The organism is Bradyrhizobium sp. AZCC 1719, assembly GCF_036924525.1.
GTDB lineage: Bacteria > Pseudomonadota > Alphaproteobacteria > Rhizobiales > Xanthobacteraceae > Bradyrhizobium.
This window is the reverse complement of the sequence record NZ_JAZHRU010000001.1, coordinates 2,317,074-2,342,153: the sequence shown is the minus strand read 5'-3', so window position 1 is coordinate 2,342,153 and position 25,080 is coordinate 2,317,074. Positions and strand designations below refer to the sequence as shown.

Annotated in this window: 24 protein-coding genes; 13 read left to right on the top strand and 11 right to left on the bottom strand. The window is 63.4% G+C overall.

What is annotated here, in order from left to right; all coding sequences use genetic code 11:
• Window positions 1-39: 39 nt before the first annotated feature.
• Entirely contained in the window at window positions 40-1,809 is a 1,770-nt protein-coding gene (locus tag V1292_RS11050) for an acyl-CoA dehydrogenase family protein (protein WP_442895515.1), read from the bottom strand.
• 170 nt (window positions 1,810-1,979) lie between these two features.
• Here V1292_RS11050 and V1292_RS11045 point away from each other — a divergent pair, with 170 nt between their 5' ends.
• Complete coding sequence (locus tag V1292_RS11045) at window positions 1,980-2,681, top strand: SDR family NAD(P)-dependent oxidoreductase (protein ID WP_065747561.1); 702 nt, start codon at window positions 1,980-1,982, stop codon at window positions 2,679-2,681.
• 127 nt (window positions 2,682-2,808) lie between these two features.
• A complete protein-coding gene (locus V1292_RS11040) occupies window positions 2,809-3,639 on the top strand; it encodes an enoyl-CoA hydratase (RefSeq protein ID WP_334372471.1) in 831 nt (276 codons plus the stop codon).
• 65 nt (window positions 3,640-3,704) lie between these two features.
• On the opposite strand, the gene V1292_RS11035 is transcribed toward V1292_RS11040, so the two are convergent.
• Both V1292_RS11035 and V1292_RS11030 read right to left on the bottom strand, forming a co-directional pair.
• Window positions 3,705-4,325 carry a GNAT family N-acetyltransferase gene (locus tag V1292_RS11035; protein ID WP_334372469.1) on the bottom strand — a complete coding sequence of 207 codons (621 nt, stop codon included), beginning with the start codon at window positions 4,323-4,325 and terminating at the stop codon, window positions 3,705-3,707.
• Window positions 4,326-4,396: 71 nt separating this feature from the next.
• A complete protein-coding gene (locus V1292_RS11030) occupies window positions 4,397-4,600 on the bottom strand; it encodes a DUF1127 domain-containing protein (protein WP_334372468.1) in 204 nt (67 codons plus the stop codon).
• Window positions 4,601-4,715: 115 nt separating this feature from the next.
• Here V1292_RS11030 and V1292_RS11025 point away from each other — a divergent pair, with 115 nt between their 5' ends.
• The 8 genes from V1292_RS11025 to V1292_RS10990 all read left to right on the top strand — a co-directional run bounded on the left by V1292_RS11025 (window position 4,716) and on the right by V1292_RS10990 (window position 15,071).
• Window positions 4,716-5,615 (top strand): transcriptional regulator GcvA, encoded by a 900-nt coding sequence (locus tag V1292_RS11025; RefSeq protein ID WP_334372466.1) that lies wholly within the window; start codon window positions 4,716-4,718, stop codon window positions 5,613-5,615.
• Window positions 5,616-5,810: 195 nt separating this feature from the next.
• Complete coding sequence (tcuA, locus tag V1292_RS11020; RefSeq protein ID WP_334377002.1) at window positions 5,811-7,202, top strand: FAD-dependent tricarballylate dehydrogenase TcuA; 1,392 nt, start codon at window positions 5,811-5,813, stop codon at window positions 7,200-7,202.
• 67 nt (window positions 7,203-7,269) lie between these two features.
• On the top strand, window positions 7,270-8,301 hold the full coding sequence (locus V1292_RS11015; RefSeq protein WP_334372464.1) for an esterase: 1,032 nt from the start codon (window positions 7,270-7,272) through the stop codon (window positions 8,299-8,301).
• Between the two features lie 33 nt (window positions 8,302-8,334).
• The gene (tcuB, locus tag V1292_RS11010; protein WP_334372463.1) at window positions 8,335-9,450 is read left to right on the top strand and encodes a tricarballylate utilization 4Fe-4S protein TcuB; all 1,116 of its coding nucleotides are present in this window, start codon (window positions 8,335-8,337) and stop codon (window positions 9,448-9,450) included.
• Between the two features lie 349 nt (window positions 9,451-9,799).
• Entirely contained in the window at window positions 9,800-10,066 is a 267-nt protein-coding gene (locus V1292_RS11005; protein ID WP_334372461.1) for a hypothetical protein, read from the top strand.
• Between the two features lie 486 nt (window positions 10,067-10,552).
• Window positions 10,553-11,872, top strand: coding sequence for an HlyD family efflux transporter periplasmic adaptor subunit (locus V1292_RS11000; protein ID WP_334372459.1), 1,320 nt, complete (start codon window positions 10,553-10,555; stop codon window positions 11,870-11,872).
• Between the two features lie 14 nt (window positions 11,873-11,886).
• A complete protein-coding gene (locus tag V1292_RS10995) occupies window positions 11,887-13,095 on the top strand; it encodes a hypothetical protein (protein WP_442895514.1) in 1,209 nt (402 codons plus the stop codon).
• Window positions 13,095-15,071, top strand: a complete 1,977-nt coding sequence (locus V1292_RS10990; RefSeq protein ID WP_334377000.1) for a glycosyltransferase family 2 protein — start codon at window positions 13,095-13,097, stop codon at window positions 15,069-15,071. The genes V1292_RS10995 and V1292_RS10990 overlap by 1 nt, the downstream gene beginning before the upstream one ends.
• 49 nt (window positions 15,072-15,120) lie before the next feature.
• On the opposite strand, the gene V1292_RS10985 is transcribed toward V1292_RS10990, so the two are convergent.
• From V1292_RS10985 to V1292_RS10970, 4 genes are all read right to left on the bottom strand, one after another.
• Window positions 15,121-15,711: a DedA family protein gene (locus V1292_RS10985; RefSeq protein WP_334372458.1), complete on the bottom strand. Its 591-nt coding sequence runs from the start codon at window positions 15,709-15,711 to the stop codon at window positions 15,121-15,123.
• Between the two features lie 224 nt (window positions 15,712-15,935).
• On the bottom strand, window positions 15,936-16,349 hold the full coding sequence (locus V1292_RS10980) for a Rieske (2Fe-2S) protein (protein ID WP_334372457.1): 414 nt from the start codon (window positions 16,347-16,349) through the stop codon (window positions 15,936-15,938).
• Entirely contained in the window at window positions 16,349-17,452 is a 1,104-nt protein-coding gene (locus V1292_RS10975) for an amidohydrolase family protein (RefSeq protein ID WP_334372456.1), read from the bottom strand. Before V1292_RS10975 ends, V1292_RS10980 begins: the two co-directional genes overlap by 1 nt.
• Window positions 17,449-18,528, bottom strand: a complete 1,080-nt coding sequence (locus tag V1292_RS10970) for an amidohydrolase family protein (protein WP_334372455.1) — start codon at window positions 18,526-18,528, stop codon at window positions 17,449-17,451. Before V1292_RS10970 ends, V1292_RS10975 begins: the two co-directional genes overlap by 4 nt.
• A 140-nt stretch (window positions 18,529-18,668) precedes the next feature.
• Here V1292_RS10970 and V1292_RS10965 point away from each other — a divergent pair, with 140 nt between their 5' ends.
• A complete protein-coding gene (locus tag V1292_RS10965) occupies window positions 18,669-19,151 on the top strand; it encodes a CinA family protein (protein WP_334372453.1) in 483 nt (160 codons plus the stop codon).
• A gap of 193 nt (window positions 19,152-19,344) precedes the next feature.
• Here V1292_RS10965 and V1292_RS10960 read toward each other — a convergent pair whose 3' ends face one another.
• The 3 genes from V1292_RS10960 to V1292_RS10950 form a co-directional block, all read right to left on the bottom strand.
• Window positions 19,345-20,652: an HlyD family type I secretion periplasmic adaptor subunit gene (locus V1292_RS10960; RefSeq protein ID WP_334372451.1), complete on the bottom strand. Its 1,308-nt coding sequence runs from the start codon at window positions 20,650-20,652 to the stop codon at window positions 19,345-19,347.
• Window positions 20,649-22,394: a type I secretion system permease/ATPase gene (locus V1292_RS10955; RefSeq protein ID WP_334372450.1), complete on the bottom strand. Its 1,746-nt coding sequence runs from the start codon at window positions 22,392-22,394 to the stop codon at window positions 20,649-20,651. Before V1292_RS10955 ends, V1292_RS10960 begins: the two co-directional genes overlap by 4 nt.
• Before the next feature lie 143 nt (window positions 22,395-22,537).
• Complete coding sequence (locus V1292_RS10950; protein ID WP_334372449.1) at window positions 22,538-23,353, bottom strand: acyl-CoA thioesterase domain-containing protein; 816 nt, start codon at window positions 23,351-23,353, stop codon at window positions 22,538-22,540.
• A 90-nt stretch (window positions 23,354-23,443) separates the two neighbouring features.
• Between V1292_RS10950 and V1292_RS10945 the strand changes: the two genes are divergently transcribed.
• Window positions 23,444-24,376 (top strand): LysR substrate-binding domain-containing protein, encoded by a 933-nt coding sequence (locus tag V1292_RS10945; RefSeq protein ID WP_334372448.1) that lies wholly within the window; start codon window positions 23,444-23,446, stop codon window positions 24,374-24,376.
• Between the two features lie 6 nt (window positions 24,377-24,382).
• Here V1292_RS10945 and V1292_RS10940 read toward each other — a convergent pair whose 3' ends face one another.
• Window positions 24,383-24,652: a GlsB/YeaQ/YmgE family stress response membrane protein gene (locus V1292_RS10940; protein ID WP_028351772.1), complete on the bottom strand. Its 270-nt coding sequence runs from the start codon at window positions 24,650-24,652 to the stop codon at window positions 24,383-24,385.
• A 135-nt stretch (window positions 24,653-24,787) separates the two neighbouring features.
• Between V1292_RS10940 and V1292_RS10935 the strand changes: the two genes are divergently transcribed.
• Entirely contained in the window at window positions 24,788-25,027 is a 240-nt protein-coding gene (locus V1292_RS10935; RefSeq protein ID WP_334372446.1) for a hypothetical protein, read from the top strand.
• Window positions 25,028-25,080: the final 53 nt, after the last annotated feature.

The following is a 25,080-nucleotide window of genomic DNA, read 5'->3' as shown; positions in this document are numbered from 1 at the left end:
CCCTCTATTCTGTTATTGTTGAACCATACTGACGGCAGCCTACGCTGCGACAAGCAATTCGCCAACCTCGGCCATACCGACGCTGCGTTCGCCGAGCAGATGGCCTGATATCGCGCGCTGGGTGGCATTTTCCGCAAGCCGGAACGGGTCGCTCGGCGCGACGCGGTGGTCGACCACCATCCGCGACAGCAACAGCCGCCTGGCGTCGCCGCGCATCTCGTGAATCCGCCCGCCCTCCCAGGCCAGTGCAACGGCGCTGGCGACATGGTAGAGCACGCTGGTGGCGCGCCGTGCATCGCCCTCATTGTCGGCGCGGCTGGCTACCTCGCTGGCAAAGCCGACCGCGCGGTCGGTCAGCTCACGCAGCCGGTTGCGCCAGGCCTGCGGCACGTTGGCGCTGTCGTCGAGGCGGGCGTGCAGATCGGCCGCGAGCGCGGTGTCGGCGCCGTGGCGGCCGACCGCGCGGGTCAGCGCGTCGATCGCGACGATGTTGCCGGTGCCTTCCCAGATCGAGCCGAGATGGGCGTCGCGCAGCAGCCGCGCGGTGGCAAACTCCTCGATGTAGCCGATGCCGCCGCGCATCTCCAACGCATCGCCGCAAACCTTGCGTGCATCGCGCGTGGCGCGGAATTTCAGCGTCGGCGTCAGGATGCGCAGCAGCGCCGCAGCATCCTGGCTGCCGGCTTCCGCGCGATCGAGCGCGTCGGCCGTGAGAAAACTCATCGACAGCGCCTGCTCGGTCGGCAACATGATCTTCATCAACTGCCGCTGAGCCAGCGGCAGGTCGATGATCCTCTGGCCGAACACCACGCGATTTCTCGCGACCGTCATCGCGTCATGGTGCGCGCGCCGCATCAGCGCGGTGGACTTGACGCCATTGGAGAGCCGGGACGAATTCACCATCTCGGCCATCTGCACGAAGCCTCGGTCGAGCTTGCCGACGGCGTAGGCAATCGCGCCCTCGAACTTGATCTCGCCCGACGCCATCGAACGGGTGCCGAGCTTGTCTTTCAAGCGAACGATCCGGTAGTGATTTTGCGAGCCGTCATCAAGGAAGCGCGGCATCAGGAACAGGCCGACGCCGCGCGTGCCGGGCCCCGCTCCTTCCGGCCGCGCCAGCAGCATCACCACCTTGGCGTCGGCATTGGAGCAGAACCATTTCTCGCCATAGAGCCGCCAGTGATCGCCCTCCTGCACGGCCCGCGTCGTCAGCGTGCCGACGTCGGAGCCGCCTTCCTTCTCGGTCATGAACTGGCCACCCTGAGTAAGCTTGCTCATGTCGGTCTGGGTCAGGCCGTCGAGATATTTTGCCTTCAACGCATCGCTGCCGAAATTGTTGAGCAGTTTCGCGCAACCATCCGTGACGTTGATCGGACAGCCCATGCCGAATTCGGTCTGGTTGAACAGGAAGGTGAAGGCGTGCTTGGCGACGACGGGGTATTTATCCGGCCAGCCCATGATGCCCTTGCGGATCGACATCGCGTGAATGCCGAACTCGCCGAACGCGGCTTTTTCCAGCTCGCGATAGGCCGGGTGATATTCGATATACTGGATATCACGGCCAAACTTGTCGCGCTGGTGCAGCACCGGCGTATGACGGTCGGCGAGCCGCGCGCATTCGTCGAGATAGCCGCCGGCCAATTCGCCGAGCCGCTCGAGATGCGGCTCGATATGGCGAAACAGCGCGTCGGGCAGATGCAGGCGAAGCAGATCCGTCAACGCCGGATCGGCGCGGTAGAAATTCATCCCCGTCGTATCAGGTGCGAGCAATCCCGGCTGATTGGCTGACGCGGCTGCACGGTCTTGCATGAGTGGATGCATTTTTAGCCCTTGTTCGTTCCGCCCGATATTGGTCAACTATCGATAACGCGGGCGGACGTGCCGTCAACAAGCATAATTGGAGGGCCCCACGGCGGACGATTGCCAGGCGGAATTGGGTTCCTAGATTACCTAATCCCCACCATCCGAGGACTGCGCCCATGGAATTGCCAAAATACAAGATTGCCCTGATTGTTGGTGTCGGCGAGGGATTGAGCGCATCGCTGGCGCGACTGTTCGCGCGCGAAGGCATCAAGGTTGCGCTTGCCGCGCGCAAGATCGAGAAGCTTGGCGCGCTCTGCACCGAGACCGGCGCCCGCGCTTTTGCCTGCAACGCTACCGAGGCGGAGGAAGTCGAACGTCTCTTTGGCATGGTCGAGCGCGAGATCGGCACGCCCGATCTCGTCGTCTATAACGCCAGCGGCCGCGCACGCGGCGCCTTCACCGACCTGGTTCCTGCCGAAGTTGCGAATGCGATCGCAGTCTCCGCCTTTGGCGGCTTTCTGGTGGCCCAGCAGGCGGCGACACGCATGCTGCCGAACAAGCACGGCGCGATCCTGTTCACCGGCGCTTCCGCCAGTGTGAAGGGCTATCCGCAGTCGGCGCCGTTCGCAATGGGCAAGTTTGCACTGCGCGGGCTGGCCCAGAGCATGGCGCGCGAATTGTCTCCGCAAGGCATCCATGTCGCGCATTTCGTCATCGATGGCGGCATCCGCAGTGCTGCGCGTACGGAGCCTGCCGATCGGCCGGACTCGATGCTCGATCCCGACGCGATTGCGCTGAGCTACTGGAACGTGCTGCAGCAACCGCGCAGCGCCTGGACGTGGGAAGTGGAATTGCGGCCGTGGGTGGAGAAGTTTTAAAAGCGTCCGGCTGTAGGGTGGGCAAAGGCGCGAAGCGCTGTGCCCACCATCTATCGCAGGGAGCGACTTTGAATGGTGGGCACGCTTCGCTTTGCCCACCCTACGGCAAACCAGCATGGGGAGCGAAATGACCACCGAAACCAAAATCGACACCGGCACCGACGAACTGCTCTGCGTGATCCGCGACCGCGTCGCCATCATTACGCTGAACCGCCCCGAAGCGCGCAACGCGTTCTCGGATACGCTGACGCCGGCGCTTCGCAGCATGATCAAGAGCTGCGGCGAGAACCCCGAGATCGGTGCGCTCCTGCTCACCGGCGCGGGCACCGCGTTTTGCGCCGGCGGCAACGTCAAGGGCATGGGCGCGCATCGCGATAAGAAGAAGCTAGAGATGTCCTACGACGAGAAGGTCGCCGACCTGCAGGAGCGGCAGCGCCTGCTTACCGGCGCGCTGGCCTCGGTGCGCAAGCCGACGATTGCGGCGCTGCCCGGTCCCGCGGTCGGCGCTGGCCTCGCGCTCGCGCTGGCCTGCGATATCAGACTAGCGGCGCAATCCGCCTTCGTCTCCACCGGCTACGTCCGCGTCGCGCTCTCCGGCGATTACGGCATCGCCTGGCTGCTGACGCGGCTGGTCGGAACTTCGCGGGCGCGCGAACTGATGTTTACCGGCGACAAGGTCGATGCCACAAGATGCGAGGCGATCGGCCTCGTCAACCGCGTGGTGCCCGACGACAGACTGCAGACTGAGGCCTTCGCGCTTGCCAGATCCATGGCCGAAGGCCCGACGCTCGCGCTGCGCTACATCAAGGACAATCTCGACGAAGCGCTCCAATTCGACTTCGCCACCGCGCGCGACCACGAGGCTGAGCGTCTCGTCCGCCTGACTACCACCGCCGATCACAAGGAGGCGGTGCAAGCCTTCATCGACAAGCGCAAGCCGGTGTTCAGGGGAAGCTAAAGTTCCTTTCCGCGAGTAGCGGAAAAATGGCCCGGTTCTGGAGCGGCCAGAACCGGGCTCAGTGGTCAAACCGCAAGCGAGGACATTGCGCTGGGAGAGACGGCGGCGAGCCGCCAACTGGCGCATGGGATTTCCTGCGGTTCGACGTGGATATCTTTCTGGAAGCGCGTCAACTTCCAGTCGCCGGGCGTATTGGTAAAGCCGTAGCCGGACTTGCGGGCGAGCGCGATCATGGCATCGTTGGAACGCAGCGTGTCGCCGAAGATGCGCTCGGCGCCGAACGCGGCCGCGCGGCATTCGAGGTTTTTCAACAGCGCCCTGCCGATGCCATGGCCCTGCCAGCGGTCGTCGATCGACAGGCCGACCTCGATTGCAGCAGTCTCGCTATCGAAGGCATAGCGCGCTTCGCCGACGATGGTCTCGCGGCCGTCGACCGGCATGGTCGCGACCACACTGAACCGATCCGCTTCGCCGACATGGATGAAGCGCTCGAGTTCGGACGGCGGCAGTTCGCTGGCCGCGCCGAGGAAGCGGTTGTAGCGGGAGCGCGTCGAGAGCGCGCGGAAATAGTTCTGCAGCGCCTCGGCGTCGCGCGGCTCGACGAAGCGCACGGTCACGGCCTGGCCATGCCGCGAAAGCAGTACGTCCGAATACTGCCTGAGATCGTCGAAACGCAGCCTGGTCATCTCGCGCTCCCGTCGGTCCTCAATGAAAATGGCCGGCGCCCCCCCAGACGAGGGCGCCGGCCGGCTGCTACTTAAGCCCGCCAGAACGGTTTCTCGGCCTCGTAGGCGACGTCGCTCCAGGAGACGCCGATGTCGTGCAGCTCCCGCTCGGACCACTTGGCCAGTTCGCGGCGGGACTGGTAGCGCTGCCGCCAGACATGGAGGGTCTCGGCCAATTGGCTCAAAATCCCCGGTCCATGATGATTTATCATCGATTCATGCGTGAAAGTGGACATTTTCGGCTCCTGTAGTAATCTGTTGGCGCTAATATCTGCGCTCCCGGGGCCGTTCACAAACGACACTTTGTACCGTTTCGGATGATATAAACTCATGTATTAGGGAGGATCGGGAATGACCGGCAGACTGCCGTCGCTGAATGGCCTGCGCGCCTTCGAGGCAGCCGCCCGGCATCTGAGCTTCACGCAAGCCGCCTCCGAGCTGAACGTCACGCAGACCGCGATCAGTCACCAGATCAAGCGGCTGGAGGAAGAGCTCGGCGTTCGCCTCTTTGTTCGCCAGAACCGCTCGCTGACGCTGACGGCGGAAGCGCAGGACTACCTTCCAGGCATCCGCGCCGCCTTCAACGATCTCCGGCTCGCGACCGACCGCCTGCTGCGGAAAGACGACGACCATGTGCTGACGGTGTCGACGCTGGCCTCGCTGGCCGCCAAATGGCTGTTGCCGCGCCTCACGGCGTTTCAGGAAGCGCAACCGGGGATCGACGTTCGCATCACGACCTCGATCAACCTGGTCGACTTCCAGCGCGACAAGGTCGATGCCGCGATCCGCTACGGCCGCGGCCAGTGGCCTGGCGTTCGCGCCGACTGGCTGATGGCGGACGAACTCTTTCCGGTGTGCAGTCCGGCGCTGCTCAAGGGGAACAAGCCGCTGAAATGCCCCGAAGACCTCCGGGATCACGTGCTGCTGCATACCAGCAACGCGAATAGCGACGACTGGCGGCTGTGGCTGACGGCGGCCGGGTTGCCAGCCGATTTTTCGAAACAGCCGGGCGTGACCTTCGACATGATCTTCATGACGGTGCAGGCCGCGATCGACGGCCTCGGCGTTGCCATGGGCCGCACCGCCTATGTGCAGGAGGACATCGCCAAGGGACGTTTGGTCGTTCCCTTCAAGATGGCTTTCCCGGTCGATGCCGGATTCTATCTGGTCTCGCCGGCGGGTAGAGCCGATCCGCCAAAGCTCGCGGCATTCCGGCAATGGCTGCTCGCCTCCGTTCAGAACCGTCCCTGAGCTTGCGGATATTCCGTATAGCCAAGTGCATGCGACATCGTCGCATGCGGCCATGCTGATTACTGATGCAGGCGCACGAGAGGCGTGACGCGGCCGTTGCATCAGGCTAGAAAATCGCGGGGCGGATGGATTTGCCTGGCCGAGCGCCGGTTTGATTTTCCAGGCCAACAACGACAACAAGAGCGCATGGCCGATTTGACAGTCAAGTTCGATGTGCTGGTGATCGGCGGCGGCAACGCCGCACTCTGCGCCGCCATCAGCGCCCGGCGCGCAGGTGCTTCCGTGCTGGTGCTGGAAGGCGCTCCGAAGTTTTATCGCGGCGGCAATACCCGCCACACCCGCAACATGCGCTGCGCGCACGATGCCGCGACCGACATTCTCACCGGGCCGTACACGGAAGAGGAGTTCTGGGACGATCTGTTGCGGCTGACCGGCGGTCAGACCGACGAGGAACTGGCGAAATTCATGATCAGGGAGTCCAAGGACATTCTGAACTGGATCGTCGAACAAGGCGTGCGCTGGCAACCCTCACTCGGCGGCACGCTGAGCCTCGGCCGCACCAACTCGTTCTTCCTCGGCGGAGGGCGGGCGATGCTGAACGCGCTCTATCTCACCGCAGAAAAACTCGGCGTCGAAATCGTCTACGATGCCGAGGTGATCGACCTCGATATCGAACACGGCATGTTCCTGTCCGCCAAGCTGAAGCAGCCGATCGACGGCACGAGCGAAATCCGCGCTGCCGCACTGGTCGCCGCCGCCGGCGGCTTTGAAGCCAATATCGAATGGCTGAAGGAATATTGGGGCGATGCGGCGGATAATTTCCTGATCCGCGGCACGCCCTATAACCGCGGCTCGATCCTGAAAATGCTGCTCGACAAGGGCGTGCAGGACATCGGCGATCCCACCCAATGCCACGCGGTTGCGATCGACGCTCGCGCTCCGAAATTCGACGGCGGCATCATCACCCGCCACGACTCGGTCGTGTTCGGCATCGTCGTCAACAAGCACGCCCAGCGCTTCTACGACGAGGGCGAGGATATCTGGCCGAAGCGTTACGCGATCTGGGGGCGGCTGGTGGCCGCGCAACCGGACCAGATCGCCTACATCATCTTCGATGCCTCCGTTCGCAACAGTTTTATGCCGACGCTGTTTCCGCCGATCGAGGGCGGGAGTATTGCCGAGTTGGCCGCCAAGCTCGAGCTCGATCCGGCGGCGCTGGAGAAGACCATCGCCGAATTCAATGCCGCGGTTAAGCCCGGCACGTTCGATCACACCATCCTGGACGATTGCCGCACTGAAGGCATCACGCCGCCGAAGACGCATTGGGCGCGCCGGATCGAGACGCCGCCTTACCTCGCCTATCCGGTGCGGCCCGGCATCACCTTCACCTATCTCGGCACCCGCGTGAACAGGCAGGCGCGCATGGTGATGAAGGACGGCAAGCCTTCGGCCAACATGTTCGCGGCCGGCGAGATCATGGCCGGCAACGTACTCGGCAAGGGCTATGCGGCCGGTATCGGGATGACCATCGGCAGCGTGTTCGGTCGGGTCGCGGGACGGGAAGCGGCGAAGAATGCGAAGAATTAGATACGCGCTCGGTTCACCTCGCCCCGCCCTTTGCGGGGAGAGGGAGAGAACAACGAAGGGAGGACTTGTGATGCGGCTTGCGATCACTACTGCTGCAGTCGTTCTGATGAACGCGACGCTGGCCCACGCCGCCGAGCCGATCGCGCTACGCGACATGGGCTCGTTCCATGTCGGCGGCCGGCTGGTCGAAATTTCCGGCAAGCCGGTGAAGGAAGTGACCTTCACGCCCGGCGGTGTGCCGGCAAAAGTCGATCCCAACGGCACCTATCAGGTCGAGCAGATGTATGTGCAGTATTTTCTGCCCGCGAACGAAAAGGGCGCCTATCCACTTCTGATGTGGCATGGCGGCGGCCTGACCGGCGTCACTTACGAGACAACGCCCGACGGGCGCGAGGGCTGGCTGAACTATTTTCTGCGCAAGGGCTGGGCCGTCTACAATTCCGACGCGGTCGAGCGCGGCCGCGCCGGCTGGGCGCAATATCCAGATATCTTCAAGAGCGAGCCGGTATTCCTCACGACAGCCAATCCGTTCGAGCGGTTTCGGATCGGCGACGGCGTCGGCTCCTACAATCCCGATCCGGCCAAACGGAAGCTGATGCCCGGCAGCCAGTTTCCGAACGAAGGCTACGAGAATTTCGTCAAGCAGAACGTGCCGCGCTGGACCACCACCGATGATGCCATCATCGCCGCCTATATCGCCGAGATCGACCGCGTTGGCCCTTCCATCATCCTGTTCCACAGCCAGGCCGGCAGTTTCGGCTTCAAGGTGGCGCAGGCGCGGCCCGACAAGGTCAAGGCGCTGATTGCGATCGAGCCGGCCGGCGTCGGCGATCCCGCCAAGGTCGACGTGCTGAAGAACATTCCGACGCTGATCGTCTATGGCGACTACATCGAGAAGGATTCGCGGTGGCCGAAGATTCGCGCCAACGGCCTTGCGTTTGCGGACGCGATCAAGGCGGCGGGCGGCAGCGTCGATGTCGTCGATCTGCCGCAAGTCGGCATCAAGGGCAATTCGCACATGGTGATGATGGACAAGAACAACGCCGAGGTCGCCGCCCTGATCCAGAACTGGCTGGAGGGCAAGGGGTTAACGAAATAGCCGGGTTGGCCGCGGGGCAGGAAGCAGCGCATCATGCACGGAACGAAGATTCTGGAGGAAGCCGACCGCCTGATGACGGTCTGCAATTCCTGCCGCTATTGCGAGGGCCTCTGCGCGGTGTTTCCGGCGATGGAAATGCGCCGCGCCTTTTCCGACGGCGATCTCAATTATCTCGCCAATCTCTGCCACGCCTGCGGCGCCTGCTACACCGATTGCCAGTTCTCGCCGCCGCACGAATTCAACGTCAATGTGCCGAGGACGCTCGCGGTGGCGCGCGCGGAATCTTATGCGGCCTATGCATGGCCACGCGCTTTCGCGGGCACGTTCGCGCGCAACGGACTTGTCATCAGCCTCGTTGCCGCGCTCAGCGTCGCCGCGTTCATTTTCGGCTTTGCTGCGATGAACGATCGACAAATTCTGTTCGGCATCCATACCGGGCCGGGTGCGTTCTACAAATTGATGCCGCACAATGCGATGGCGGCCCTGTTCGGCGCAGCGTTCCTCTACGCTATCGCGGCGCTGGCAATGGGCGTGCGCGCCTTCTGGCGCGACATCGGCGAACCCATCGGCATGAACACCGATGCACGCGCGCTGTTGCAGGCCATCCGCGACGCCGGCGAACTACGCTATCTCGACGGCGGCGGCGTCGGCTGCTTCAACGAGGACGACCGCCCGACCGACCGCCGCCGGCTCTATCATCACCTCACCTTCTACGGTTTTGCGCTGTGCTTTGCCTCGACCTGCGTCGCAACGCTCTATCACTATCTGCTGGCGCGCGAGGCGCCGTATGCATGGTGGGATCTGCCCGTGGTGCTCGGCACGCTGGGCGGCATCGGGCTGTTGATTGGGCCGATCGGCTTGCTCGCTGAACGATGGAAGCGCGATTCCATCCTGGTCGATGAAGCGCGTTACGGCATGGATGTCGCGTTCATCGCGATGCTGTTCCTGACGAGTCTCACGGGCATGGCGCTGCTGATCTTGCGCGAGACGGCAGCGATGGGACCGCTGCTGGCGCTGCATCTCGGCGTGGTGTTTTCGCTGTTCGTCACCATGCCCTATGGCAAATTCGTGCACGGCATCTATCGCTTCGTCGCCCTGGTGCGCTATGCAATGGAGCGAAGAGCGATGGCGCAGGGGACGGCGGAGTAAGGCCGCCGGCCTCTCCCCGTCATTGCGAGCGAAGCGAAGCAATCCATCGCGCCGCGCGCTGAAATATGGATTGCTTCGTCGCTTCGCTCCTCGCAATGACGTGGAGATAGCAGCAGACGCTACTGCTGTCTCTGGGATACTAGGTTACCCGCCTTCCGCTTTCGCTCGTTGAGCTTCGGCGGACGGGTCGCGGGTGACGACGGCTCGGAACACCGGAGATCGTTCACATTCCGGTTACCCGATAGGGCCGGCGTTATTTTCATCGACTCTTCCGAACCGGCTTTCATCTCGCGCCGTCGAACTCCTGTGCGAGCCATTCCGGCTTCGCCAACAGGAATGGAGAGTACAGATGTCGATAAAGTTAATATTGTCTGCGGCTGCTTTGGTAGCGGTCGGCGCGACCAGCGCCATGGCCGCTCCCGCATTCGTGGCGTCGCCATACTGCGATCAGGCGGTATCACGGCAGGCTTGCGGAGATCACATGAACTATGTGGCGCAGCTTCGCACCCGCCGCGACACTTCGCTGAGCTACATGAAGAATCTCGATCCGCGCGAAAACGCGTCGATGCGTGACGCCGGCGGCGGTGGAGGCGGTGGTGGTGGCGGCGGTCGATAACCAACATTGAAGTCGCAGAACCGTAGGGTGAGCAAAGCGACCACCCTACGGCGTCGGCGTCCTACGAAGCCGTCATTCTCCGACGTGCAATTGCACATCATAGCTCGCGCCGAGAGGCGCTGGAGGGAGCGCGGCGTTCGTTGATGATGTCGCAGACGTGATCACTGGAAACGCGAGTCACTGCGCATTTCCCGCCGAAGGTTCTGCAGCTTTTTCCCGAATTAACTTGAACCAATCGCGCCCTGCATTGTTTGCAGTGCATTAACAAGGCCGCCGGAGGAACCGGAGCCGGTCCATGAGGAAGCGCTTTTTCGGGCGTCACCAACCGAGAGAGAGCTGATGAACCATATATTCAACGCCGGTGCGACTGAACGTTCCTCCGGGTTGCACCACCGCCTCCCACCGAGAGTCCGGCGCCACCCGACTATCCTGAGAGTTTCCGCGGTCGGTGTCGCCGGGCTGTTGTCGGCATTGATGGTGACGGCCGTGGCTCCGCCAATTACCGCCGATCAATCCGACCGCGCCGTTGTCAACGCGCCGGTGACGCTGCTGACCGCACCGATCGGCGGCGAAATCGACACGCTGACGGCGCTTCCCGGAAGCGACGTTCGCGACGGCGACAGATTGGCGCAGATCAGCAATCCAAGGGTCGACCGCAGCACGCTGATCTCGTTGGAAGAAAAATCATCCGATGCGCGTCAGAAGCTCGACGCGACGCGGGAAAAGGGCGCATCCGACCGCGCCTATGTTGCTTCCCTCGAGGCCGAACTCGCCAGCCAAACTGAGCAGCTCAAGATGCAGTTCCAGTCGCAGATCGAGGAGCTGCGCGCCCGCGTGTCGCAATCCAATGCCCAGAGTGGCGAAAAGAAGGTTTTGGTGGAACGGCAAAGCAACATGGTGACGCGCAATACGGCGAGTATGGACATGCTCAGGCCGACCACGCAGCAATATGCCGCGGCCATGCACAATGCGGACGCGGAGCGCGCCAAGCTCAATCAAAAGATTGCGCAGCTCAATGCCTTGAACGGGGGCATCTATGTCGGAGAGGAGCTGGTTGTGCTCAACAATCTGGCGCAAAAGCGCCGGGACATCGATCTCGATGCCCAGCGCATGGAGATCGAGGAGCGGCAGCAATCCGCCATCCTCAACGACCTGGACCGCCTGATCGACGCCGAGCAGAAGCGGCTTGCGAGCCTGGAAGGAGCCGACGTCCTTTCTCGCGGCTCCGGCAAGGTGCTGACTATCGGCGCAGCGATGGGGCGTCACGTCAACGCCGGCGATACCATCAGCTCCGTTGTTGATTGCGACAAGCGCTTCGTGGTTGCCATTTTCTCGTACCGACAAGGACAGAACATGATGCCCGGCACCCGTGTCCGCATCGACGGGAGTACGTTCCGTACAGGAATCGTCAGCGCGGTGTTGCCGAAGACCAGCGACAAGGTCGATGAGCGCTTTGCCGTGCCGTTTCCGCAAACCGAACGGCGCGAGCTCTATGCGATTATTACGCCCGAAGCCACGAACGAGGCTGACGCGCCGGTGCGGGAAACGCAGGCTTCGGATACGGCGGCCTGCGCGGTCGGCCAGTGGGTTACCGTCACGCGCGACAACGGCATGGTACCTTCGATGTCGGTCACCTGGCGGCGGCTCGGCAATCTCGTGGCCTCGTGGACGCATGATGATGGCAGCGAGACCGCGCAGAACCACCCGATCGATGCGGATACACGCCGTGCCGGCATGGCCCAGCCGGAGGCGTCGAAGGCCGATGAAAACTGGTGGTCCCGCACTCGCACGCTCGTATCGCGATGAAGCACGCGATCGGAATGGCGTTGTGTGCAATGGTCCTGGCTTCGACGCCTGCTGCGAGCAAGCAGCCGGAAAAGAGCGGCGGTCCGTTTTGTGCCGGGCTGAACAAGGCGGTGGCACCGCTGACCGGCGAGGCCGATGCCGTCTTCATCCGCAGCTATGAACCCGGCGCTGACGAAGCAAACCTGCCGGCGGGCATTGCCACAACGGCGTTTGTCTATGACAACGCGCTCGCCGTCATTGCGCTGATCGCCTGCGGCAACGTGCCGGATGCCAAACCGATCGGTAACGCATTGAGCCGGGCGGCCCGCAAGGACCGGACGTTTAACGATCATCGGGTTCGCAACGCCTATCGCGCCGGCCCGGTTGGCAACGGGGCTCCGAATCTACCGGGATGGTGGGATGAGCACGCCAGGATCTGGGCCGAGGATGCGGCGCAGGACGGTACCTCGACCGGCAACGTTGCATGGGCGGCCTTGGCGCTGCTGACGCTGCACCAGGCGACGCACGATCGGCAGTATCTGGCCGACGCCAGAAGCCTGATCGATTGGATCATCGCCACGACCGCCTGCGGCGACGGGTTCTGCGGCGGCGTTCATGGCTACGATCCGCAGCAGGTCACGCTCACCTGGATGTCGACCGAGCACAATGCCGACGTCCACGCCGCCGCGAGCTGGCTGTTCCGCCTGACCGGCGAGCCGAAATACGCCGACGCGGCCGGGCAGGCCCGGCGGCTGCTCGACCGTACCTTCCGCGGAAATCACTTCCTGCTCGGCACAAAACCCGACGGCAGTCTTGCGGATGAAGGCCTGCTCGCGCTCGACGCTCAGCTTTGGCCATGGATGGCCGTACCGGATGCGCCCGCGGCCTGGCGAAGCACGCTTGATTTCGCGCAAACTCACTTGGCGGTCGATGGCGGCTTCGATTTCAACGGCGACCGCGACGGCATCTGGGTCGAAGGAACGGCGCAGGCGGCATTGGCCTGCCGGATCAGCGGCAACACACCGCAGAGCGATCGGCTGCTGGCCAATTTGAAGGCCGATCAAACGCGATCCGGTCTGCTCAACGCCGCACGCACCGCGCGACTGACGACGGGGTTGTCGATCGACCCCACCGGCACCGTGCCCGACTTCTTCTACTACCGCCGACCGCACCTCGGCGCCGCGGCATGGGCGGCGCTGGCCGAAACGGGCTGGAATCCGTTCACCGGGGAAAAGATACGATGATGTTCCCGAGCGCCGGCGATGACCTATCGATCCTCACCATCGATATGGGAATCTTCCTTGGGCTTCTGGTGATGGCGCGGCTGCTGGATCCGCTTCATGCCAAGGACCGTATCCTGTTCGGCATCACGACTTCAGCCCTTCTGATCCTTTATGCGCTCTGGCGATGGAACGATACGTTGCCGCCGTTTGCGCTGTCGGCCGAAAGCCTGTGGCCTCGGTTGTTCATTTCGTTTGAACTTCTTGCCATTCTCTACACGCTGATCTCGATCGTGATCCTGTTCCGCAACACCGATCGCTCCGCGCAGGCCGACGCGGCGCAACGCGAACTATCTGCATCGCGTGGCTACCCCGCCGTCGACATCTTCATCTGCACCTATGATGAGCCGCTCGAAATCCTCGAACGATCGATCCTCAGCGCGCTGGCGCTCGACTATCCCAATGCGACGGTCTGGGTACTCGACGACACCAGGCGCGACTGGCTACGGGAGTATTGCGAAAAAGTCGGTGCGCGTCATGTGACGCGGCCGGACAACAACGGCGCCAAGGCCGGCAATCTCAATAACGGGCTGATGGCGACCGCGCGCGAGACCAATGCGCCCGTCATCCTGGTGCTCGACGCCGATTTTGCGCCACGGCGGGATTTTTTGAAACGCACGGTCGGCCTGCTGTTGTCCGATCCGGAGGTTGCGATCGTGCAGACGCCGCAGTTTTACCATAACGCCGACCCGATCCAGCACAATCTGCTCGCCGGGAAGAGCTGGGTCGACGATCAACGCTTCTTCTTCGACGTCTTTCAGCCTGCCAAGGACGCGTGGGACTGCGCGTTCTGCGTCGGCACTTCCTTTGTCGTTCGCCGCGACCGGCTTGACGAGATCGGCGGCTTCCCGCAGCAAGCGATTTCGGAAGATATCAATCTCACTTACACGATGCTCGCGCACGGCTACCGTACCTGGTGGCTGAACGAACCCCTCAGCTTCGGGCTTTCGGCCGAAGGCATCCCCGAATACATCACCCAGCGCGCGCGCTGGTGCCTTGGTACCATACAGGTCGCCCTGCTCCGCAATGGCCCGCTGTTCGGCCGCGGCTTCAGCTTCACCCAGCGCTGGCACTATTTTCACGGGGTGCTGAACTGGCTCAGCAAGCCATTCATGGTGCTGCTGCTGATCGCGCCGACGATCTACTGGTTCGGCGGCCTGCCCGCCTTCGAAGCCGACTATCACACCTTCCTGCGCTACGGCGTGCCGGCGCTGCTCGGCCAAATCATCTACATGGGCTGGATCTCGCGCGGGCGGACGCTGCCGTTGTTCATGGAGGCCACCCACGCTGTCACCTGCTTTGCGGTGACCGCGACCCTCTTGAGCGCCATCGTCAAGCCGTTCGGCCGCCCATTCAAGATCACCGACAAAGGCGGCGACCGCTCGACGCCACGCGTGCATTGGAGGCTTGCAGCGATCTTCGGGCTGATCGCCGCAAGTTCTGCCGCCAGCATCATTTGGGCGTTCATCTCGCCCTATGCAGCCAGCGAGATTTCCTCGCTCGACTTCTTCAATCTGCTGTGGGCCGGCATCGCGATGCTGATCGCCTTCATCGCGTTTCTCGTCTGCTTCGAATTGCCCCGTCCTGGCGACATGTTCGAAACGGATGAGCCCGCCTGGCTGTCGGGCGAAGGGAAAATCCTGTCGTGTCGCCTGCTCGCGGTGTCACCGACCTCGGTGCGCTTTTCGGGTCCGGCCGGCAACGCCCTCGAGCTTGCAGGCTGGCGCTACCAGATTCACCTGGAAGGGTTGGGATGGACCGACATATCCATGGTCTCGCGATTCCGCGAGACAGTGCTGGCGCGCCTTGAACCTACGGCCGAACAATATCAGCGGCTGGTAGTTCGGCTTTTCAGCACATCACGCGGCAACATCGCCAATGAAGCCAGCCTGCGCGGCGCGCTGGCCGGGTTGCTGCGACGGGGATTTAACGGGGCGTGAGGCGGTATGCACGCCCCATCGACATCAGTACAGGCGAGCGCAGCTTGCTTCAGTAGCGCTCTGCGATCTGATCGAGCTTCCTGCTGAGCAACCAGGACAGGCCGAGGAACGCGACCAACATCACGAGACCCAGACCCGAAGAGGCATTGTTGATCGACTTCTCCGAGAACTGACCGAAGGCATAACCGGCCGAGACAACGGCGCCGGACCAAAGGCCCGCCGCAACGAAGTTGAGCGCCAGGAAAGTGGACCAGGGCAGCCGCGATATGCCGTAGGCAAATCCCGCGAGCCCGCGGACGCCGTGTGGGAAACGGTGAAACAGGATCATCCAGCCGTAGTGACGGTCCGTCAGCCGGGCTGCGGTCTGCAGCGTGCGCTCGATGCGCGGAAAACGTTCGAACCAGCGGACGCCATAACGTCGGCCGATCCAGAAGCGAATCACGTCGCCAGAGAAGCTGCCAAACCAGCAGACCACGATGAGCTTACCAAGACCCAGCACGCCCGAATGTGCGGCGTAGCCCGCGAACAGCGCGAGCAACAGGCTATGCGAGGCCGCATAGGCGAACATCAGGCTGTAGGCCGCATCGCCGTGTTGGCGGATGAGCTCGAGAAATGAGGTCAGATCGGTCGGAAAGAGCAATGTAAGCCCACCCAAATTCGTTCATGGCGATATTTCCCCCCAGAAGAGTGGGTTCGGTCCCAACGCTTATCACTCCGCGGAAGGACACGGAAGCCAATAGGCGCACCAATGGCCGCCAGCTTTGCACGCCGAGCGTGTTTGCATGGCAGTCGCATACCTCGAAGCGCATGTATGGAGCGGGATGATTGCAAATTGCTGTCTTCGACGCGCCGGAGAGAAGGCCGTTACAAATCGACCACCACGTAATCGCTCTCGACCGAGACCGCGATGGTCTCTGCGACATACGGGCCCTTCACCACGGCCGATCCCGGCTCGACGTTGACGGGATAGGCACGGGCGCGAAAGCGTTTCGGGTCGCAGTAGGATTGCCCGGTGCGGATGTCGAATTCCCAGCCGTGCCAGGGACAGCGGATGATTTCGCCGAGTTTTGTATACTCGATCTCGCCGGGGTTGGAGGATTGCGCGAGGCCAATCAACGGGCCCTCGCACAGGGCCGCGCCCTGATGCGGGCAGCGATTCAGCAGGCCGAAGAACTCGCCCTTGATGTTGAAGATCGCGATCGGCCGGCCGTCGATGTCGAGGAATTTTCGCGTCCCCGGCGGCAACTCATCCACCGGGGCAATCACATGCCGCACCATCAAACGATCCCGTACAGCTTCTTCGCGTTGCCGAGATAGAACGCTTCGCGATTGGCTTCGCTGACGCCGGCCGGCAACACGCGCGACGGCTCATCAAAGTCCCAGTGCGGGTAATCGGTGGCGAACAACAGTCTGTCCCAACCGATCCATTCGATCGTCTGGAACAGGTGATCGCGGCGCTCCGGATCTTCCATCGGCTGCGTGGTCCACCAGACATGGTCGCGGATATATTCCGACGGTTTTCGTTTCAGATGCGGCACTTCGCTGTGCAGCTTCTCAAAGCTCTTGTCGAGCCGCCACGCCAGCGACGGCGCCCAGCCGAAGCCGGCTTCGATCATCACCATCTTCAGCTTCGGGAAGCGTTCGAACACGCCTTCGAGCACGAGGCTCGCCAGCGCGGTCTGCTGACACTGCGAGTGGCCGACCATCTCCTCGATGTAGAAGCTTGGCCAGCCGGAAGGGGTGAGCGGATTGCCGCCGAAGCCGAAGGCGTGCACGCCGACCGGCAGCCCGATCTCCTGCGCAGCCTCGTAGACCGGCCAGTAGCGGCGCTGGCCGAGCGGCTCGACATTGCGGCTGAGCAGCAGCACCTGAACGAAATTCTTGTCGCCCGCGCGCTTGCGGATTTCGGCGGCGGCGGCAGGACCGTCCTCATTCGGAACGACGATCGAAGCCTTCAGGCGCTTGTCCTTGCTGGTCCATTTCTCGATCTGCCAGTCGTTGATTGCGGAGCAGATCGCGCCCGCCAGATCCTGGTTGCGCAGGCCCTGCCCCGTGGCGAGCGGATTGAGCACCCCGAGTGCGACATTGTAGGGATCGAGAAGCTGCTTCTGCATGAAGGACAGCGAGGAGCCCTGTGGCCCGCCTTCCGGCGGCCATGCATCGCGGCGCGAGGCGTTGGGCTGCGCCTTCGGATAGGGCGGGCCCTCCATCATGCCGTGATAGGCCTGGATGCCGTAGCTCTCGAGATGTTCGTGCCAGCGTTTCGCCATGAGCGGATAGAGCTCGTCTTTGGTGGCACGTGCCGGGTGAATGTCGCAATCGGCGATCGCGGTCTTGAGGCTGACGGATGACGAAGGCTCTGGGCGAAACTGGACGTTCATAGCGTCGTCTCCTTCGCTACTTGCAATCGGCCGTAGGTCGCGAGCGGATTGTCGATCATAATCTTGCGCACCAGATCGGACGACAATCCCGGCGGCAGCACCTCGTCGCCGTCGAACTGCCAGTGCGGATAGTCGGTCGAGAATAGGAGCAATTCGTCCGACTGCATATGGTCAAACAGGCGGTTCAGGGTTGCGGGATCCGGCGGCGCATCGACCGGCTGCAGCGAGAAGCGGATGTTGCTGCGCACAATCTCCAGCGGCGCGCGATCGACCCACGGCGTTTCCATCCGGATGCCGCGCCAGAATTTGTGCAGCCGCCAGAGATAGGCCGGCAGCCAGGTGAAGCCTGATTCCAGCATCACCATTTTCAGATTCGGATGGCGGGCGAACACGCCCTCCACGATCAGGCTGGTGAGCTGGGTCTGGAACGCGGTCGCTTGGGCTACGTAATCCTCGATGTGATAGGAGCCCCAGCCGATCGAGGTCGGCGGGTTGTGATAGGCGCTGCCGGCATGGATGCCGACGGCCAAGCCCAGCCGTTCGGCGGCGGCGTAGATCGGCCAGTAGGCGCGCTTGCCCAACGGCATGTCGCCCATGACCAACATGAGCACCTGGACGAAGCGCTTATCCTCAGCGCAGCGTTCGATCTCCGCGACTGACTTCTCGACGCTTTGCGTGGGGATCACGATCGAGCCGCGCAGCCGATCGTCCTTGTCGAGCCATTCTTTGGCCAACCAGTCGTTCAGCGCGCGGCAGAACGCGTCCTGCATGTCCTCGGAGAACACCATCTGCACGCCATAGAGCGGATTGCAGATGCCGAAACGAACGCCGAACCGGTCGAGCGCCTGCTTCTGCATGTCGGCCAGATCAGCGCCCGGCTTGCCCTGCGCCGGCCGCCAGTCCGGCCGCGACGAGATCGGCGAATGGGTGGGATAGGATTGCGACACCAGGTCGGTCATGCCGCGCGTCGTTACCTGGTCGCGCCAGTAGTCGTTCATGTAGGGCAACAGGCTGGTCAGATGCGGAACGGCGGGATGCAGGTCGCAGTCCACGCCACCCGCGATCGGCGACGTCATGGTGTTTCCTCGTATGGCCGCGTCGATGCGGCTGTTTGAGGCATTCAATCAGGGCCGCGCGCGCGCGGCAACTCGGCAAGCGTAACCCTCCTGTGTTAGGAAGGCATGACTGTATCAATGGCGTGCGCGCAGGAGTTGAAATGAAAGAGCTTGTTACGATCGCCGAAAAGATCGCGACCCAACTGATCGCGCGGAAACAGACGATTTCGGTGGCGGAATCCTCTACCGGCGGGCTGATCTCGGCGGCGCTGTTATCGGTGCCGGGCGCATCGGCCTATTTCCTCGGCGGCGCCGTGGTCTATACCCGCGACGCGCGTCGGCTGCTGATGGATATCCCGGACGAGGCGATGACGGGCATTCGCTCGGCATCCGAACCATACGCGAAATTGCTCGCCGCCCAAGCCCGCCAGCGCTTTGCGACCGACTGGGGATTGTCGGAAACCGGCGCAACGGGACCAACCGGCAACCGCTACGGCGATGCCGCGGGCCATAGCTGCATGGCGGTAGCGGGTCCGCAAAACGAAGTGTTCACACTGGAAACCGGCAGCGCCGACCGGCAGGCGAACATGCAACAATTTGCGAGCACGGCGTTGAATTTGTTGCTGGAGAATTTGTCGAAGTAGGTGTGATCGTAACCCCATGGACCCCGGCTCTGCGTCGCATCGCTACGCGCTGCGCTGCGCTGCGTCCGGGGAACGGATACAGTCTGCTGTCTCAAGAACTTTCGTGTCCCGGACGCGGCGCGGCACGCAGTGACGCGACGCAGAGCCGGGACCCATGCGTCGTAGCGTTCGCAGGAACGACAGCGGGGGTGAACTACCGCTCCCGGAACGAGCGCATCAGTTGGTCGCTGAACGGCTTCATCAGGTAGGAGAACATGGTGCGGTCGCCGGTTTGCACGAAGGCTTCCACCGGCATGCCCGGGATGATCTTGACCTCGCCAAGGCGAGCGACTTCGTCCGGCGGCATCGAGACGCGGATGGTGTAGTAGCTCTGGCCGGTGCGCTGGTCGGTGGTGACGTCGGCGGAGACGCGGGTCACCACGCCGTTGAGTTCCGGCGTGGTGCGCTGGTTGAAGGCAGATAGCCGCAGAAGCGTCTTCTGGCCGATCTGCAGCTTGTCGATGTCCTGCGGATTGACCTTGGCCTCGACCGAGAGATCGTCGGCCTTCGGCACGATCATCATGATGGCGTCGCCCGCAGTGATGACGCCGCCGACGGTGTGGACGGTCGACTGCAGCACGACGCCGTCCTGCGGCGCGCGGATATCGATGCGACGCAGTTGATCTTCCGCAGTGACCTTGCGCTCGACGAACTCGCCGATCTTGTCGTTGGTCTCGCGCAGGTCCTTGGAGACTTCGCTGACGACGTCCTTGTCGATCTGGATGATCTGCAGCTCGGTTTCAGTGATCTTGCCCCTCGCCTGCGCGCGCGCGGCGATGTATTGCGCACGCTCGCCCGACAGCCGGGCGAGATCGCGCTCCAAAACCGTCAGGCGCGAGATCTGGATCAGACGCTGCTCGTAGAGCTGGCGGACGCCGACCAGCTCTTTCTCGACCAGCGCGATTTCCTTTTCCTTGGCCTGTTCCTGCGCGGTGAGGCCGGCGATTTCCTCGTTGAGCTGTGCCACGCGTTCGCGCAATTGCGACTTCTGCCCGGCGCGCCCGAACACGCGAACCTCGAACAGTTTGGTTTCGCTCGCGATGATGTCGCGGACGTCGGGATCGTCGGCGCGATCGGAGAGCTGCGACGGGAACTTGATCTTGTCGAGGCCGCGCTGCTCGGCCTCCAGCCGCGCCGCCCGCGCCCACAAGCCGTTCAGCGTCTTGACCACGATGGCAAGGCTCGCCTTGACCACGGTCTCGTCGAGCCGCACCACGACGTCGCCCGCCTTGACCACATCGCCATCGCGCACCCGGACCTCGCCGACCACGCCGCCGGTCGGGTGCTGTACCTTCTTGACGTTGGAATCGACCACCACCGAGCCCGGCGCGATCAGCGCGCCGGAAATCTGCACCGTCGAGGCCCAGCCGCCGAATCCGCCGGCGAGAACCAGCATCAGCGCAAGACCGACGATGAGATGCGAGCGTATCGAGCGGCGCGCGCCTTTCAGCTCCGCGGTCATGATTTTTTCGTAGCTCCTGCTTCGGACACGATCTTGATCGGCGGCGGCGACGGGACGCGCTGCAGTACCTGGCCAAGCACGGTTTCCTTTGGTCCGAACGCCTGCATGCGGCCGTCCTTCAAGACCAACAATTGATCGACCGCCTCGATGCCGATCGGCCGGTGCGCCACCACGACCACGATGGCGCCGCGCTCGCGGGCGGCGCGCACAGCGCGGGTCAGCGCCTCGTCGCCCTCGCTGTCGAGATTGGAGTTCGGCTCGTCGAGTACGATCAGGAACGGATTGCCATAGAGCGCGCGCGCCAGCGCCACGCGCTGCGCCTGCCCGGCCGACAGCGCAGTGCCCTGCTCGCCGATCTGGGTATCGTAGCCCTCGCGCATCTTGATGATCATCTCGTGCACGCCGGCGTCCTTGGCGGCGGCAATGATCGCCTCCGATTTGGCCTCGGGGTCGAAGCGGCAGATGTTCTGCGCCACTGTGCCGGCGAACAATTCGACGTCCTGCGGCAGATAGCCGATGTGGCGGCCGAGCACGTCCGACGACCATTGGTCGAGCGCCGCGCCATCGAGCCGCACCTTGCCGCGGGCGGGCGTCCAGACGCCGACCAGCGCGCGCACCAGCGACGACTTGCCGGAGCCGCTCGGACCGATGACGCCGACGCCGGACCCGGCCTCGACGGCGAAGCTGACGTCCTGCACGATGACGCGCTGATCGCCCGGCGGCACGATGCTGACTGCCTCGACCGACAGCCGCTTGGTCGGCGCCTGCAGCAGGGTCTGCTGGTTCGCCGGCGGGATCTGCTCCAGCAGTTTGGAGAGGCGGTGCCAGCTCTGGCGCGCGGCGACAAAGCCTTTCCAGTGGGCGATGGCGAGGTCGACCGGGGCCAGCGCGCGGGCGGCCAGGATCGAGCCCGCGATGATGATGCCGGCGGTGGCTTCCTGATGGATCACGAGGTAGGCGCCGACCGCGAGCACCGCCGATTGCAGCATCATACGCAGGACCTTGGCGACCGCGCCGAGACCGCCGGCGATGTCGCTCGCGCGCTGATTGCCGGCCAGATAGGTCTCGTTGGCCTCGCCCCAGCGCTTCATCAGGCGTCCGGACATGCCCATCGCCACCAGCACTTCGGCGTTGCGCCGGCTTGTGGCGGCGAGATCGCTGCGCCGCGCCGCCAACGTCATCGCCTCCTTGGCCGGTGCGCGCGACAGGAACTCGGTGATCAGCGTCAGCGCCACCAGAATGACGGCGCCGACCAAAGCGGTGATGCCGAGCAGCCAGTGGAACAGAAAGCAAATCGCGAGATAGAACGGCAGCCACGGCAGATCGAAGAACGCGCCCGGCCCCATGCTGCCGAGGAACGACCTGACATTGTCGAGATCGCGCAGCGGCTGCAGGCCCTCGTTGCGGCTGCCGACCATCAGTGGCAGGCGCACCACGGTCTCGAACACGCGCGCATTGATGGCCTCATCGAGCGCGGTGCCGATCCGGCCGAGAATTCGCCCGCGGATCAGATCGAGACCGCCTTGCGCGATGTAGAGCCCGGCCGCAAGAATCACGAGGCCGACCAGGGTGGGCACGCTGCGGCTGGGCAGCACGCGGTCGTAGACCTCCAGCATGAAAATCGAGCCGGTGAGATACAGCAGATTGATCATGCAGCTCATGACGCCGACGCCGATAAAGGCGTTGCGGCACGCGCGCAGCGCTTCACCGAGCTCGGAACGCCGGACGGGAGCGGCTGCCATTTATGCGAATCTCTTCAAAAGGATAGGGTACGTGCTGGTTTTACCGGTGTTTTTAGACACCGTCCATTTTAAGTCACGTTAACCTACGTCCAGTTCACCCCCCATGAAGGGGGTGACGAGAGAAGTTGGCGAGTTTGGGGCAGCTAATTTGACGCCGGCGCCAGTCCTTCGGCGGGCGCGGACTTCATTTGCGGCGGAAACGGCACCAGAATCACCGACATCGAGACCCGGCCGATCTCGCCATGGATGTCGAGCAGGACGCCGCTACCGGTTCCTAACCCGGCCGCCGGCCGCCACCTGGCTTGTGCGCGAATGCCGACCCATTCGCCGGCCGGCTGGCGGAACAATTGAACCGTCAGATCGGGGTTCGGATCCGCCACCACATCCTGGAACGGGCGGGCGATGCCATGGGTCCAGTCTGCCGGGCCGAGCACCGCGGACAATGGCGCCTTTGACAAGGATCCTGCGCCATCAATGACCGCCTGATTCATGCGAAACCAGGCGACGCCATCACCTTCGCGCGCCTCCATCGCCTCCATGAACCAGGGCCGGCCATGTGCCGCCCGCCTGGTGCGGATCGGAAACCGAGTGGGGTCGGCGACCGCGCCCACGGGCTCGGTGAACCCGGGGACATCGACCGCGCGTTCGCGCGATAGCGTCACCCGCACTGTGGCGCAGGGCTGATCATCATCCACCGGCCACAGCGTGTTGTCGATCACGCTGACGCGGCCGCCCTCGGTTACGACCGAAAGTTGGGTTCGCAATCCCGTCATCGGCGTCGGCCGCAGAAACCAGGCCGACGACGCGATCGCCGTGCCCCATTTTCGCGCAGGCGCGAGCGCCTCGATCTCTGCCGTCAATAGGCTTGCGACCGCCCCGCCCTGCAGGCCCGCGAAGGGACCCGCGGCGAGCGGCGTGGGTTGCCAGCGATTAGCGCCTACGAGCTCGAAGATTGCCAACGGTGCGGAGTCCTGAGATGAGGAATACTGAACGTTGAGCTAGCTTGATGGAAGCCAAGGCCTTCCACAAAAGGGATTTTCTCACCTCAGATGAACGATATTCAATCATTTGAAGCACCGCCTCCCCCGCTGCGCGCGATCCCGCCCCTAACCGCATTGCTGGCATTCGAGCGCGCCGCTTCGCAACTGAGCTTTCGCCGCGCAGCGCGCGACCTTTCGCTCAGCCCATCCGCGATCAGCCACCAGATTCGCGGACTGGAAGAGCAGTTCGGCACAAAACTGTTCGTCCGCGGCGCACGTTCGGTGCGGCTGACCGCCGATGGCGAACGCTATTTCGCAAAAATTTCGGCCGCGCTGGCGGCGCTGCAGGATGCCAGCCGCGACATGCTGCGCCATCGCCGCGATGCCAATGCCGAACTGTGGATCAGTTCGCTGCCGTTCTTTACTTCCGCCGTGCTGATTCCGGCGCTGCCGGAATTCAAGCGGCGCAATCCGCAGCTTGCGCTGCGCATCGAGGCCACGCATCAATATGCCGACTTCAACGCCTCGCGCGTCGATGTTGCGATCCGCTACGGCCGCGAGCATTCGGCCGGGCTGAAATTCGAGCCGCTGGTCGCCGTGAAGGGTTTGCCGGTCTGCGCGCCAGCGCTGGTCAAGGCGGGATTGAAGCAGCCGGAAGATCTGTCACGGCAGGTGCTGATACACCTGACGACGCAGCCGCGCGCCTGGTCGGTCTGGCTGCGCGAGGCCGGGCTTCAACACCTCAGCCCGCGCGGACATCTTTGGCTCGACAGCGTGCCGGCGATGCTGGAGGCCGCCGAACACGGACTCGGCGTGACGCTCGCGATGTCGCCGCTGATCAAGGCGCGGCCCGGCTTCGGTAAGAAGCTGGTTGCGCCGTTTACATTCGAGGCCACGCATAGCGAGACGATCTATCTCGTCTCCCGCACCGAACAGGCGCGCGACCGCCGGATCGCCGCAGTGCGGCGCTGGGTCGTCGACGCAGTGGCGCAGGCGAAATAACGCGAACTACCACCGCCTGCCGGTGCGGAGCAGCCGCACGACCACGAGCAATATGACGGCGCCGATGGTGGAGTAGACGATCTCGGATACCAGTCCGGTGCCGAGACGGATGCCGAGCCTGGGAAACAGCAGGCTCGCAAGCAGCGCGCCGGCGATGCCCACGAGAATATCGCCGATGATGCCGAAGCCGGTGCCGCGCACGATCTTGCCGGCGAGCCAGCCGGCCACCAGGCCGACAAACAGAATGACGAGAATGCCTTCGTTGGAAATCTGCATGTGAAGCCCCCGGTTTTGCGGCGCAGGCCGTACGACAGCCTATCCACGATTGTCCGATGTGACGAGCCGCAATCCGCCCGCCGGTCAACTGCACGTGCGAAGTGAACTTTTTTATGTCACGCGCGTTATGTCGGCATGAAACAGGGCGATATTTGGTATGTGACTTTCGGTCCGGACAAGACGGACAATACTGCGGAGAGCATGGCCCGCTCGACCCGCACCTTCAAATCTGAAATCGACGCCAAGCTGTTTGCAATGCAAATTTTGGCCAAGGGCTGGTCCGCCAGCGCCGGCACGCTCAATCCGCATCAGCCGAAGCAGGTCGTTGGGCCGTCACAGATAGAACGCTGGGCCGATCCCGGATTGGGCGGGTAGGATTCTCTCATGTCCCGGACGCGGCGCGTCACGCAGTGATGCGATGCTGAGCC